The 12929-nt window shown below is 62.4% G+C and carries 12 protein-coding genes; 4 read left to right on the top strand and 8 right to left on the bottom strand.

What is annotated here, in order from left to right:
* Window positions 1-68 precede the first annotated feature (68 nt).
* Together AAIE04_RS03145 and rlmF are read right to left on the bottom strand one after the other, a co-directional pair.
* Complete coding sequence (locus AAIE04_RS03145; protein WP_154746782.1) at window positions 69-1373, bottom strand: methyl-accepting chemotaxis protein; 1305 nt, start codon at window positions 1371-1373, stop codon at window positions 69-71.
* Window positions 1374-1666: 293 nt separating this feature from the next.
* Window positions 1667-2632, bottom strand: coding sequence for a 23S rRNA (adenine(1618)-N(6))-methyltransferase RlmF (gene rlmF, locus AAIE04_RS03140; RefSeq protein ID WP_498576470.1), 966 nt, complete (start codon window positions 2630-2632; stop codon window positions 1667-1669).
* 118 nt (window positions 2633-2750) lie between these two features.
* Here rlmF and AAIE04_RS03135 point away from each other — a divergent pair, with 118 nt between their 5' ends.
* The 3 genes from AAIE04_RS03135 (at window position 2751) to AAIE04_RS03125 (ending at window position 4732) form a co-directional block, all read left to right on the top strand.
* A complete protein-coding gene (locus AAIE04_RS03135; protein ID WP_019454627.1) occupies window positions 2751-3380 on the top strand; it encodes a flavin reductase family protein in 630 nt (209 codons plus the stop codon).
* Window positions 3381-3547: 167 nt separating this feature from the next.
* Window positions 3548-3808 carry a multiple stress resistance protein BhsA gene (bhsA, locus tag AAIE04_RS03130; RefSeq protein ID WP_025159991.1) on the top strand — a complete coding sequence of 87 codons (261 nt, stop codon included), beginning with the start codon at window positions 3548-3550 and terminating at the stop codon, window positions 3806-3808.
* Window positions 3809-4096: 288 nt separating this feature from the next.
* Window positions 4097-4732 (top strand): carbonic anhydrase, encoded by a 636-nt coding sequence (locus tag AAIE04_RS03125; protein WP_004939270.1) that lies wholly within the window; start codon window positions 4097-4099, stop codon window positions 4730-4732.
* A gap of 62 nt (window positions 4733-4794) precedes the next feature.
* Here the strand turns inward: AAIE04_RS03125 and AAIE04_RS03120 are convergent, their stop codons facing one another.
* The 4 genes from AAIE04_RS03120 to AAIE04_RS03105 are packed head-to-tail and all read right to left on the bottom strand — an operon-like array spanning window position 4795 to window position 9807.
* Complete coding sequence (locus AAIE04_RS03120; RefSeq protein ID WP_154746781.1) at window positions 4795-6651, bottom strand: M3 family metallopeptidase; 1857 nt, start codon at window positions 6649-6651, stop codon at window positions 4795-4797.
* A gap of 46 nt (window positions 6652-6697) precedes the next feature.
* The gene (gene ybiB / locus AAIE04_RS03115) at window positions 6698-7657 is read right to left on the bottom strand and encodes a DNA-binding protein YbiB (protein ID WP_154746780.1); all 960 of its coding nucleotides are present in this window, start codon (window positions 7655-7657) and stop codon (window positions 6698-6700) included.
* Window positions 7658-7695: 38 nt separating this feature from the next.
* A complete protein-coding gene (locus AAIE04_RS03110) occupies window positions 7696-8325 on the bottom strand; it encodes an FMN-binding negative transcriptional regulator (RefSeq protein WP_498576469.1) in 630 nt (209 codons plus the stop codon).
* A gap of 57 nt (window positions 8326-8382) precedes the next feature.
* Window positions 8383-9807, bottom strand: a complete 1425-nt coding sequence (locus tag AAIE04_RS03105; protein WP_498576468.1) for an MFS transporter — start codon at window positions 9805-9807, stop codon at window positions 8383-8385.
* Window positions 9808-9906: 99 nt separating this feature from the next.
* Between AAIE04_RS03105 and AAIE04_RS03100 the strand changes: the two genes are divergently transcribed.
* The gene (locus tag AAIE04_RS03100; RefSeq protein WP_498576467.1) at window positions 9907-10746 is read left to right on the top strand and encodes a helix-turn-helix transcriptional regulator; all 840 of its coding nucleotides are present in this window, start codon (window positions 9907-9909) and stop codon (window positions 10744-10746) included.
* Here AAIE04_RS03100 and AAIE04_RS03095 read toward each other — a convergent pair.
* Together AAIE04_RS03095 and AAIE04_RS03090 are read right to left on the bottom strand one after the other, a co-directional pair.
* Window positions 10743-11372, bottom strand: coding sequence for a LysE family translocator (locus tag AAIE04_RS03095; RefSeq protein WP_309531024.1), 630 nt, complete (start codon window positions 11370-11372; stop codon window positions 10743-10745). The two genes, AAIE04_RS03100 and AAIE04_RS03095, sit on opposite strands and share 4 nt — an antisense overlap.
* A 79-nt stretch (window positions 11373-11451) precedes the next feature.
* Window positions 11452-12903 carry a bifunctional 2-methylcitrate dehydratase/aconitate hydratase gene (locus tag AAIE04_RS03090; protein ID WP_498576635.1) on the bottom strand — a complete coding sequence of 484 codons (1452 nt, stop codon included), beginning with the start codon at window positions 12901-12903 and terminating at the stop codon, window positions 11452-11454.
* Between the last annotated feature and the right edge of the window lie 26 nt (window positions 12904-12929).

The raw sequence follows: 12929 nt of genomic DNA, 5'->3' as shown, positions 1-12929 counted from the left end.
TCAACGGCGCAGAGATCGGAGGGAGGGGACAAATGCCGCCCCGTTTTCAGGGGCGGCGTCCGGCAAACTCAGTGCAGCGCGTCGCCCTGCTTCACCGAAGTAAACGCCTGCATCAGCTTCACGACGTCATGCATGCCGATGTTGACCTGGTTAATCACTTCTCCGGCGTCATGGGTCAATGCCACACCGCCGCCGGCCTGTTCCACGCAGGTCGCCATGCCGGCGATCGCCGCCGCCACGCCTTGCTGGATAGACTTGGTCATGCGTTCGATCTCGGTCGCCGCCTTGCGCGATTGTTCCGCCAGCGTGCGTACCTCGTTGGCCACCACCGCAAAGCCGCGCCCGTGCTCACCGGCGTGGGCGGCTTCGATGGAGGCGTTAATCGCCAGCAGGTTGGTTTGGGCGGCAATTTTACGAATGGCTTCGACGATGGTGCCAATCTGCTGAGAGCATTGGCCCAGTTCGGTGATCACCGCCGACGTTTCACGCGCCGCCGCTTCAACCTGCTGCATGCCCTGCACCGCCTGCTGCACGATCGCCGCGCCCTGCGCCGCCTGCCGATCGGTATCGAGCGACAGGTGATGGGCGCTGCGCACCATTTCTTCTTCATGCTGCTGCTGTTGCATCAGCCGGGTGATGTCCTGAGCAATCTTCACCACCTTCACCACCTGACCTTCGTTGTCGAGGATCGGGTTATAGCTGGCCTCCAGCCATACCCGCTCACCGCGCCGATTGATGCGTTCAAAACGCCCGGTGATAAACTCGCCGCGCGCCAGACGCTGCCAGTGCCGCCGATAGTCGTCGGAAGCGACGAACTCCGGCAGGCACAGCACCGCATGCGACTGCCCACGCGCCTCGTCCAGCCGATAACCCATCAGCGCCAGCATATTGTCGTTGGCGCTGACAATGGTGCCCTGCGGCGTAAAAGAGATCATCGCCATCGATCGATTCAGCGCCGCCAGCAGGCTGCGATGTTCCTGCGCCTGGGTCACTCGCTCGGTCACTTCGCTGGCGATCTTGACGATTTCCACCACCTTACCTTGTTTATTCAGTACCGGCGCGTAAGTGCCCTGCAGCCATACCGCCTCGCCGTTTTTCGCGATGCGCTTTATGGTGTCCGTGATGGGTTGCCCCTGATTCAGCGTCTCCCAATGTTTGCGATACAGCGGGCTGGCGACATAGTTCGGATCGCAGAAAATACGGTGATGCTGGCCTATCACGTCATCACGCTGAAATCCCAGCGTGCTGAGAAAGAGATCGTTGGCGCGCAATACCCTGCCCTCTGGCGAGAATACGATCATTGGCACGGCGTGTTCTATCGCGCTCAGTTCGGCGCCGGTGTGGGTAGTTAACTGACTGAATCGTAACAGCATAAGGTGTAGTCCTTGTGGCAGATGATGGCGCTTTTCTTATTTTCCTGGCCACATGCCGCGCCCACACGCAGACGTGCCATTGCGGAAGGAGCGGGCAACGCCGATCCTTCTGGTTATTGCTATTAACCGGATTAAATTTATTTATTCAGTAAAGTAATTATTCGATTTTAAATAAACCAACAGACTAAGATTTTTATTATTAAACTCGTATTGAGAATAACGTAAGCCATGAAAATTGAAAGGTAAAATGCGGATTTTTGTCGGCGCCGACAGGATAGCCGGCGCCGGAAGGATTAACGCCAGTGTTCGGCCGCCCAGGCGGCCTGTTGCTCGACGTCATGGAAGGTCCAGGCGACGAAGCGGCTGATCTTCTGCCCTTGCGCCATCTCGATGGTGCGCACCTCGGCCGCGCCCGCCACCTTCAGCGCATGGTAGATGGCCGGCAGCGTAGTGTTCTTTGAGATAAGCGAGGTGAACCACAGGCAGTTGTTGGCCTTGCCGACGCTCTCTTCCACCATCTTGCGCACAAAGGCCTCTTCGCCGCCTTCGCACCACAGCTCGTTGTTCTTGCCGCCGAAGTTTTGTACCGGCTTGTCGGCCACTTCCCCTTTGCCCAACTTATGCAGCTTGCGGCGGGTGCTGGCGCGCGCTTCCTGTTCAGAGGCATGGAACGGCGGGTTGCACAGGGTGGCGTCGAATTTCTCGGCCGCGCCGATAATGCCGGTAAAAATAAGCTCCGGCTGTTTCTGCAGCCGCAGACGCACGCTGTTGCGCAGCGTCGGGTTCATCTCGACGATCATTTTGGCCGAGTTGAGCGACACCGGATCGATTTCGGATCCGGTGAAACGCCAACCGTATTCGCGCAGGCCGACGATCGGGTAGATGCAGTTGGCGCCGACGCCGACGTCGAGGATCGCCACGCCCTTGCCGCGTGGGATCTCACCGCCGTTGCTGGTCGCCAACAGGTCCGCCAGGTGATGCAGATAGTCGGCGCGGCCGGGGATCGGCGGGCACAGGTAATCAGCCGGAATATCCCAGTGTTCGATGCCGTAAAAGTGTTGCAGCAACGCACGGTTGAGCATTTTCACCGCCGCCGGATCGGCGAAGTCCACCGAGACATCGCCCCAGGCGTTCGGTTTTACGAACGGCGCCAGCGCCGGGCAGCTGGCGATCAGCGCCGGGAAGTCGTAGCGCGAACGATGACGGTTGCGCGGATGCAGGCCGCTTTTCTGCTGCGGGAAGGTTTTCTTTTTTTCCACCGTGACGGGCTCTCTTGAAGGTATTTCCGGCGCGTAAGATAACACATCCGGCCCGCAATGGCGCAGCGGCGGGAAACCCGGCACAATGAAAGCTTCATCGATTGCCACAGGGTCCCCCATGAGCCGTGAATCTCGTTATTATTATGAACCCGCCGCCGGCCACGGCCTGCCGCACGATCCGCTGAACGCTATCGTCGGCCCGCGTCCGATCGGCTGGATATCTTCCCGCAGCGCCGCCGGCCAGCGCAATCTGGCGCCCTACAGCTTTTTCAACTGCTTCAACTACCGTCCGCCGATCATCGGTTTCGCCAGCACCGGCTGGAAAGACAGCGTAGCGAATATCGTGGAAACCGGCGAGTTCGTCTGGAACCTGGCGACGCGCCCGCTGGCGGAAGCGATGAACAACAGTGCCATCAACCTGCCGCGCGGCGAGGACGAATTCGCCTTCGCCGGCGTTACGCCGCTGCCCGGGCGGCGGGTCAAAGCCGAACGCGTGGCGGAAAGCCCGGTGAACTTCGAATGCCGGTTGACCCAGTGCATTCAGCTGCAAACCGCCGATGGCGCACAGGTGGAAACCTGGCTGGTGTTGGGCGAAGTGGTGGCGGTGCATCTCGACCCGGCGCTGCTGGACGAACACGGCGTGTATCAGACCGCCGCCGCCGAACCTATCCTGCGCGCCGGCGGCCCGACCGCCTACTACGGCATTTCGGAACAGCACCGGTTCGACCTGACGCGCCCGATGCGCTGATCGTCTCCCCCGTTTATGCAGAAGATGAACGGGGGAATTAACAATCAAAAAATCTGAATAAAACCATCAACACTCTCCGATTTCATCCCGCCTGTCACTGCGCAATAATCTTCCCATCGAAAGGCAAACCCCTTTCTCCCTAATTCACTTTGACAGGAATGACCAACATGAAAACCATCAAAACTTTTGCTGCCGCTATCGCCCTGGCTACCGTTTCTTTCACCACTTTCGCCGCTGAACACCTCAGCGCCCAGGATGCCGCCCAATTCGAAAAAGCCGGCGTGATCGTCGCCAGCGGCGCGACCGACCTGAGCAGCCTGACCTCTCAGCTGGCCGCCAAAGCCGATGCCGCAGGCGCCAAGGCTTTCACCATCACCTCTACCAGCGGCAATAACCTGATGCACGCGACCGCGGTTATCTACAAATAATCCTTGCCCCAGTCGTCAGAAAGCCCGTCGGATATGACTCCGATGGGCTTTTTTTATGTTCGCGTGCGTCGGCGCTGAATGGGTACGACAGCGCGCGCCTAGCCGTCCACGCTATCGGCAACCCACGCGCAAACGAGCCGGGTCATGTTGCCGAAAATCGGCAGAAACCCTGTATTCAATGGGGTTTGCAGGGTGGCTTGAGCACACATTTTTTACCTAGCCATTGCTGGACTAACGGGAAAGGATGATTAATCATGTTACGCAGACTACAGATGCAGAGAGCGTTGTATGCAACATATCATTGAAGGTTTCCTCAGTTTCCAGAAAGAGATTTTCCCGCAGCGTAAGGAACTGTTTCGCAGCCTTGCCTCCAGCCAGAATCCTAAAGCGCTTTTCATCTCCTGTTCTGACAGCCGTCTGGTGCCCGAGCTGGTGACCCAGCAAGAACCGGGGCAACTTTTCGTTATCCGCAACGCAGGCAACATCGTCCCTTCCTTTGGCCCGGAGCCGGGCGGGGTATCCGCGACCATCGAGTATGCCGTTGTGGCGCTGGGCGTGACTGATATCGTTATCTGCGGCCACTCAAACTGCGGCGCCATGAAAGCCATCGCTTCCTGTCAGTGCCTCGATCCGATGCCGGCCGTGGCCCACTGGCTGCACTATGCCGATGCGGCAAAAGCGGTGGTCGAGAAGAAAACCTGGAATAGCGAAACAGACAAAGTTAACGCTATGGTTGAAGAGAACGTTATAGCTCAGCTAAATAATATCAAAACCCATCCTTCTGTGGCTGTGGGTCTGCGCAACAGCGGGCTGCGCCTGCACGGCTGGGTCTATGACATCGAAAGCGGCGAAATTCGTACGCTGGATAGAAACACCAAGAGCTTCGTGTCTCTGGCGGATAATCCCGACGTCTATTTCGAATAACATAGCGTCCGGTTTAGCCATTAAATAAAATCCACGCCGCGGCGTGGATTTTATTATCCGCCTTAAGCCAAGCGCGCCTCTATCGCCGCGGCGAAGTCGCGGCACATTCGTTCGTCACCGTCGGCGTTATCCGCCAATACCGTCTCGCCGTCCACCACCCGAATATGCGCCTGCAAATCGAAATCCGCCGGCGGCTGCGGGCGCTCGGCGGCGGCGGCCATCGTCTGCTGCGCTTCCCGCCACGCCTGCGCTACCGTCTGATTGCAGGCCTGCGCCAGAGAGTCCGGGTTGAACCCTTCGCCGGTCAGGCTGCGCAGCGTGTCGTCATGGCTGACGCTGTTGCCCGGCAACCAATAGTGCCGCGCCAGATCCGGGCCGATGGCCGGGTTGTCCGTCAGGTAACCGTCGCGCTGCAGGAAGAACTGGCGGGTTTGTTCCACCGCCATCATCGCCAACAGATAGCCCTGGTAAGAACAGGCTGACTCCAGCGACAGCAGATGCGGGATCGCCAGCGTCGGGCGCGGGCTACCGCTGATGCCGAGGATTTTTTGCTCGATCTCGCGCGCCAGCGCGGTGATGGCTTCCGGCGTGCGCTGCGCGTCATCCCATTGATACAGCGCCCATTCGAAGTACGGCACCAGCAGAATATGGCGTTCATTGAACGCGCGCATCGGCTGACGCGCCGCAATGCCGGCCTCGATCAACGCATCGGGCACCGCTTCGCCGGCGGCGTTTTTCGCATAGCGTTTCAGCCAGTCGGCGTCGTCGAGCAGGCTGTCGCAGAACATCGACTGGGTTTCGGCATAGGCCATCGAGGTCGGCGGGAACTCCTGCGAGAAGCACGGCGCATTCTGGCGAATATTGGCGAAGTGCGCCGCATGGCCGCCCTCGTGGAACAGGGTGTTGAGCCCGTAGGCACCGCTGCCTACCTGCCCCGGCTGCGCCAGGCTGGTGAAGTTGATGCGCGCCGGCACCCATTCCCCCTGGCGCACAAACGGCGGCACCGGGCCATGCATAAAGCCATTCTCATACTTGCCTTTGCGCACCAGCAGATCGAGGTTCATCTCCGCGCCGCCAAAACCGATGTGCAGGCGTTTGAAGCTGTCGACCCAGCGTTCCAACGAACGGGAAAACGGGAAATAAGGATCCAGTTGGCGGGTGACGTCGCCGGCGCTGGCGAAGCGCACGTTCCACGGTTCCAGCGCCTGGCTGCCCTTCTCGGCCGCCAGCTGCTGCAGGCTGCGCGCGTTGGCCTCGCGGGTTTCCCGCTCGAAGCGATCCAGAATGGCGAACAGCTGCTCCGGCGTCATGCGCTCGGTTTTGTTCACCTTGTAGTCGAAATAGTTGCGATAGCCCATCTGGCGCGCAAAGCGGTTGCGCAGGCCAATCAGCTCCGGCAAGCCGTTATGCAGCAACCATTGCTCCAGATCGCGCAGCGCCTGCTGCGAGCTGCGGCGATACTCTTCGTTCGGGTTGGTCGCCTGATTGGTCAGCAGCTCGCCGAGCGAAGCCGCCACGCGCTGGCCGTCGGCGTTCAGATGGGTGACCTGATAGCCCTTGCGGCGCGAGTAGAGATCGGACTCGGCGTGGATGATCTGATCCAACAGCGCCTGCGCCTGAGGATCTTCGATGGCGTTGCAGTCGAAAAAGCGCAGCCAACCCTGCAGGCCGTGGATCAGCGCATCGCGCTGCGCCTCCTGCGGCAGCGCCTCCAGCCCGGCCAGCAGAGTGCGGATCTCCCCGAGCCGGCGCGGTTCGGCGATAAAGCGCTTATAGGCGCTTTCGGCGGCGGAAAAGCGCGCCGAGACGTCTTCGCCGCCGGTGCCCATGTAGTTTTGCCAGAACAGCTCTTCTTTGGCGCGGTGAACGTCGAGGTAATCCTGGTTCAATTGATTGAAGTAATCGAGAGCCTGTTGCATAACCGTCCTTCTCAGCCGATGAGGAAATATCCCAGTATAGTCTCGCCTAGGCCTGATGCAGGCGCCGCAGCCCCTGCTCCAGCGTCTCGCTTTCGCCGGTGGCCACCAGACAACAGGCGATCTGCCGCTGAATGGCCAGCGGGATCGCCACCTCGCCGGCTAGGCAGCGCTCGGTCCAGCGCGCGGTGGTTTCCGCGTCTTTCGCCGCCGGCAAGAGCGGCGTTTCATCCTGCAAGGTGCGTTCCAGCAAGATGCGCTGTTCGCCGCCGACGATATGGTGAATTTGCGGGCAGCGCAGCGGGTTGGCGTAAGCTTCGCCTTCCGTGCCGTGCATCAGCAGCCCGCGGGCGCCGATCTGGCGGAAAAACGACGCCACCCGGCCGACATACTCCGGGTGTGAAACGCTGGCGAGACGCAGCGCATCCTGTTCGCCGAACGGCGTCGCCAGCTTGGCCAACGTATGGGCGCTGTTGCGCACCCCCATGCGCCAACGCAACCCGAGCTGCCGCGCCAGCGGCGCCGACAGCGTGGAAACCGGCATGAATACCGCCTCGCCGCTATCGAGACGCCGCTGGGCGTGATCGGCCTGTTCTGACCACGGCAGCCCAAGCGCGCGGAAAATCTCGGCGCTGGTCACGCGGGTGCTGTCGTCCAGCACGCCGTGCACCACCACCGGCAGGCCCACCTTCGCGAGCAGCAGCGCCAGCAACGGCGTCAGATTGGCCTGCTTACGCGCGCCGTTGTAGCTCGGCAACACCACCGGCAATGGCCGCCCCTGCGGCGCCTGCAGCGGCAGCACCTGCTGCTGCATCGCCTGGTAGAAGCCCAGCATCTCCTCTTCGGCTTCGCCCTTGATGCGCAGCGCGATCAGAATGCCGCCCAGCTCCAGCTCGGGGACCTCCCCGGCCAGCATCGCCTGATACAGCTGAAAAGCGGTCTGCCGGTCCAGGTCGCGCGCATGGTTTTTGCCGCGGCCTATTTCTTTGATAATTTTGGTGTAATCCATCCGAAGGTTCCCTCAGCTCACTCTTCGGTTAGCATACCCTATCCGCGCCGCCGCTCAACCTCCGCCGCCAGCCGCCGCTGCGCTTCATCGCCGTCGCGCAGCCCGGCGATCACCCCGTCGGCATCGTCGGCGCTGCGGTTTTGGCTCATCTTCCATTTGCCTTCGCGCCGGGTGACGGCGATCTCAATACCGACGATGCCTTTAAGCTGTGCGGCGATGTAGTTGGCCGGCGCATCGTCGAGCCGCCAGGATTCAGGACGCCGCCCTTCCTGCTGCGCGGTCAGATCGATCAGTTGCCGGCGCAGCCAGGCCGGGTCGTCCGTCACCGTCGGCACGCCATACAGCTGCACGACGCTGTAGTTCCAGGTCGGCACCACCTTGCCGCTCTGGCGCTTGCTCGGGTACCAGCCGGGCGACACATAGCCCTCCACGCCCTGAAAGATCACCAGACATTCGGCCACCTGTTGCAATCGCCGCCAGTGTTCGTTGGCGCGCGACAGGTGCCCCCGCAGCCGGAGCTGCCCTTGCTCGACATCAGTCACAAACGGCAGTGGATCGGCCGTCAACCCCTGTTCGCCGTGGCTGACCAGCAGCCCGAGCGGATGGGCGCGCACCAGCGCCAGTTGGGTATCGAGATCGTCTTCGCGAAATGCGGCGGGTTGAAACATCAGTGTGGCTCCTTATCGCTCTCTCATGATGACGACAGTAAAGCACCCGCCGGCGGCCTACTTAAGATCCGCTTTCCGGCTATTTCGGTTGATCCGGTTTAATAACAGCAGGGCGACGCCCATCGCCAACAGATTAAACACCATGGCGCCGGCGAATGCCTGGGCGTAGCGCTCCGCCGCGCCGCCGCTCGCCAACAGCGGCACGAAGCCGACGCCGCTGACCACGATGCCCAGCGCCCCCCCCACCTGCTGCACGGTGGCAACCAGACCCGCCGCCATGCCCGCCTGCCGCTCCTGCGCCAAACCGAGCACCAGATTCAGCAGCGGCGTCATGCTCAGCGCCTGGCCGAATCCCAGTACCACCAACCCTGGCAGCAACCGCAGGGGATGCGCCAGCGCCGCCCCCCACAGCGCCTGCGCCATCAATAGTGCCAACCCGACGGCGTAAATCGCCACGCCCGCGCTCAGCACATCGTTACCCCAACGCAGCGCCAGCCGGGGCGCCAGCATCGAGGCCAGCATAAAGGCCGCGCTGGCCGGGGCGAACAGGCTGCCCGCCTGAAAAGGCGTCAGCCCCGCCCCCGCCTGCAGCAGCAGCGCGAAGCACAAGAAAAACGAGGAGGCGGTGGCATAAATCGCCAACACCACCGCCATGCCCGGTGCGAAGCCCGCCTGGCGGAACAGCGCCGGATCGAGCACCGCATCGCCACCGCGCTTTGCCAGGCGGCGTTCCCAACGCAGGAAACCCCACAGCGTCAGCAGCGCCAATGCCAGCATCGGCGCGATCCACCACGGCCAACCGCGCGCCGGCCCTTCCAGCAATGGCAGCAGCAACAGCGACAGGCCGGCCGCCGCCAGCAGCAGGCCAACGCCGTCTAACCGCTGCGCCTGCGCCACCCGCGATTCGGGAATGCGGCGCGTCGCGCACAGCGCCAGCGCGCCGATCGGCAGATTGATCAGGAAGATCATGCGCCAGCCGCTGCCGAACAGATTGGCCTCGATAATGAAACCCCCGAGGATCTGGCCGAAGATCGCCGCCAATCCCAGCGTCATCCCCAGCCAGGCGAAAGCGCGCCGCCGCTGTTGCGGCGGGTACAGCACCCGCATCAGGGCGTAGATCTGCGGGAACAGCAGCGCCGCCGCCGCGCCTTGCAGAACACGGGCGGCGATCAGCAGGCTGAGCGACCCCGCCAGCCCGCACAACAGGGAACTCAGCGTGAATCCCAGCATGCCGAGGCTGAACAGACGCCGACGCCCGAAGCGATCCCCCAGGCGTCCGCCGGCGATCAGCAGTACCCCAAACGCCAGCTCATAACCGGCGACGATCAAACCGATAGCGGCGAAATCGGCGGCGAACTGTTGCTGGATCACCGGCGCCGCCACATTGACCACAAACAGATCGAACACCGTGACAAAACCGCCCAACAGCAGTACCGGCAGGCCGGGCAATCCCCGCCGTTCACCAGATAATGAATGTTCCATACCACCTCCAGAGATTATGATGGCCGCAGTATGGAACAGGGTTTAAACTGTTACTATATAGCCAGTTATACTATTACTAACAGCAACAGGACGGCCGCCATGCCCCCACGCACCCTGGAACGCACCCGCCACGAACTGGCGGATTTTCTGCGTCAAAAACGAGAACAGCTGTCGCCGCAGGCGGTCGGTTTGCCGAGCGGCAGCCGCCGCCGCACGCCGGGATTGCGGCGTGAGGAGGTCGCGGCGCTGGCCGGCGTCGGCCTCACCTGGTACACCTGGCTGGAGCAAGGCAGGGAAATCAATGCCTCGGTGGCGTTTTTGGAAAATCTGGCGCGGGTGCTGCAGCTCGATGCCGCCGGCCGCTACCACCTGTTCTTATTGGCGCATCAGCGGCCACCGGTGCCGGTCGGACATCAGTGGTGCCAGGTTTCGCCGTTGGTGCGGGGGCTGTTGGACGATCTGGCGCTGCGGCCAGCCTACGTCATGAACCTCAGTTGGGACATCATCGCCTGGAACCCGGCGGCGCAGCGGCTGTTCGCCATCGACGAGCGCCCGGCGCAAGAGCGCAACATGTTGTGGATGCTGTTTGCCGATCCGCAGCTCAATGCGCGCCTGCTGGAGTGGCGGGCGCAGGCGCCGCAGATCCTGGCCAGTTTCCGGCGCGACTATGCCCGTGCGCCGGAGGATGAGGTGATGCGTCAACGGGTGCAGGCGCTGGAGCGGGTATCGCCGCAGTTCCGCCAGCTCTGGCGGCAGCATGACATTCACGGGCGTTGCCAGGGGCGGCGCAGCTTCACCCTCCCGGAAATCGGCCCGGTCACCTTTGACCATGCCTCTTTCATCGTCGACGAAGAGAATCACCTGCGGCTGGTGATGTACAGCGCGCTGCCGGACGAACCGGCCAGCGCGGCGTTTGAAGCGCTGCTGCGCGAGGGTTAACGACGACTGTCGAAAATGAGTTTGCAGGCCAGCCCGGCGAATACCCCGCTCAGCAGGTAGTTCGGCCAACGGGCGCTGAAACGGCGGCCGGCAAAGCGGCTTTTCATGCCGCTGACCGCCAGGATCACCCCGCCGTTAATCAGCAAGCCCACCAGATTCAACACCGTCGCCAGCGCCAGCATCTGCCCCACCACCGAGCCGGCACGCGGATCGATAAACTGCGGGAACAACGCCAGCACGAACAGCGCCATTTTCGGGTTGAGAATGTTGGTGAACAATCCCTGACGGAAAATGCGCGCCGTCGGCACCGCCTGCAACCCGGAAGAAGCCTGCAGACTGCTGCCGGATCGCAGCGTTTTCCACGCCAGATAGAGCAGATAGGCGGCACCCAGCATCCTCACCGCGTCGTAGGCCAGCGGCACGGCGACGAACAGTTGCGACAACCCCAGCGCCGCCGCCAGCGCGTGGCAGTACGTGCCGAGCTGGATGCCCGCCAGCGAAGCGAAACCGGCGCGCCGCCCCTGGCTGACGCTGCGCGAAGCGATCAGCAGCATATCCGGACCGGGGGTGAGCGCCAGCGCCACGCAGGCGCCGGAAAACAACAGCAGCGTTGCGGCATCAATCATGAATCACCTGATAAGAAAACGGACGGGAATGGAGCATTCATCATAGCGGCGCCGACATGGCTTGTCAGCGCCGCTCGCGTCAGATCACCCACAAATCCAGGTACTCGTTGACCGGCATCTGCGCCAGCCGCTGCCGATCCAGCGACACCTCGAGAATGCGCTGCTGCTGCAGAGCCGGGAACTGGCGCGCCAGGTTGATTTTGAACTTCTCGATCAGCAGCGGGATGCCCTCTTCGCGCCGCCGCGCATGGCCGATGGGGTACTCCACCGCCACTTCATCCAGACGGCTGCCGTCGGTGAACTCTATCGTCAGCGCATTGGCGATCGAGCGTTTTTCCGGATCGTGATAATCGCGGGTGAAGGCGGGATCTTCATGGCAGTGGATCTTGCCGCGCAACGCGTCGATGCGCGGATCCTCGGCCACCCGTTCCTCGTAATCGGCCGCCGTCAGCCGCCCGAACAGCAGCGGGATCGCCACCATATACTGAATGCAGTGATCGCGATCCGCCGGATTATCCAGCGGCCCTTGCTTGTCGATAATGCGCAGGCAGGCCTCGTGGGTGCGGATGCTCACTCTGGCGATGTCGGCGGCGGTTTTGCCGGCGGCCTGCATCTGGCGATGCAGCGTCATCGCCGCCTCCACGGCGGTCTGGGCATGGAACTCCGCCGGGAACGAAATTTTAAACAGCACGTTCTCCATCACGTACGCGCCGTACGGCCGCTGGAAGCGGAAGGGTTTGCCGTTGAAAGAAACGTCGTAGAACCCCCAGGTCGGCGCCGTCAGCGCCGAGGGATAACCCATCTCGCCGGTGGCGGCCATCAGCGCCAACCGCACCGCGCGAGAGGTCGCATCCCCCGCCGCCCAGGATTTACGGGTGCCGGCGTTCGGCGCGTGGCGATAGGTGCGCAGCGACTGCCCGTCCACCCACGCCAGCGACACCGCGTTCAGGATCTCCGCGCGGCTCAGGCCGAGCATCTGCGCCACCACCGCGGTGGATGCCACTTTCACCAGCACCACGTGATCCAGCCCCACCCGGTTGAAGGCGTTTTCCAACGCCAGGCACCCCTGGATCTCGTGCGCCTTGATCATGGCGATCAGTACCTGTCGCATGGTCAGCGGCGCTTTGCCCGCCGCCACCGCCTGGCGAGAGAGCCAGTCGGCCATCGCCAGGATCCCGCCCAGGTTATCCGACGGGTGGCCCCATTCCGCCGCCAGCCAGGTGTCGTTGAAGTCGAGCCAGCGGATCATGGCGCCGATATTGAACGCCGCCTGCACCGGATCCAGCTGGAAGCGGGTGCCCGGCACCCGACTGCCGTTCAGCACCTCGGCGCCTGGCACCACCGGCCCCATCAGTTTCTTGCAGGCCGGGTAGCTCAGCGCCTCCAGCCCGCAGCCGAGGGTATCGAGCAGGCAATAGTGGGCGGTGCGGTACGCCGCCGGGGTATCGACGGCCTCTTTCATCACATAATCGACGATATCGACCATTTCGCGATCGAACGGCGGGCGGCGGGTATTGGCAGACTCAAGCATCATGATTCCCAAAGGCTCCATAGTGA

The organism is Serratia sp. Ae19-1 (assembly GCF_059801225.1).
This window is presented reverse-complemented; position numbering and strand designations above follow the sequence as displayed.

Coding starts and splice junctions, on each gene's coding strand:
- AAIE04_RS03095 (WP_309531024.1), bottom strand. CDS start 11,372: ATGATTGATGCCGCAACGCTGCTGTTGTTTTCCGGCGCCTGCGTGGCG.
- AAIE04_RS03120 (WP_154746781.1), bottom strand. CDS start 6,651: ATGCAACAGGCTCTCGATTACTTCAATCAATTGAACCAGGATTACCTC.
- AAIE04_RS03110 (WP_498576469.1), bottom strand. CDS start 8,325: ATGTTTCAACCCGCCGCATTTCGCGAAGACGATCTCGATACCCAACTG.
- AAIE04_RS03125 (WP_004939270.1), top strand. CDS start 4,097: ATGCAACATATCATTGAAGGTTTCCTCAGTTTCCAGAAAGAGATTTTC.
- AAIE04_RS03145 (WP_154746782.1), bottom strand. CDS start 1,373: ATGCTGTTACGATTCAGTCAGTTAACTACCCACACCGGCGCCGAACTG.
- AAIE04_RS03100 (WP_498576467.1), top strand. CDS start 9,907: ATGCCCCCACGCACCCTGGAACGCACCCGCCACGAACTGGCGGATTTT.
- AAIE04_RS03105 (WP_498576468.1), bottom strand. CDS start 9,807: ATGGAACATTCATTATCTGGTGAACGGCGGGGATTGCCCGGCCTGCCG.
- bhsA (WP_025159991.1), top strand. CDS start 3,548: ATGAAAACCATCAAAACTTTTGCTGCCGCTATCGCCCTGGCTACCGTT.
- AAIE04_RS03090 (WP_498576635.1), bottom strand. CDS start 12,903: ATGCTTGAGTCTGCCAATACCCGCCGCCCGCCGTTCGATCGCGAAATG.
- AAIE04_RS03135 (WP_019454627.1), top strand. CDS start 2,751: ATGAGCCGTGAATCTCGTTATTATTATGAACCCGCCGCCGGCCACGGC.
- ybiB (WP_154746780.1), bottom strand. CDS start 7,657: ATGGATTACACCAAAATTATCAAAGAAATAGGCCGCGGCAAAAACCAT.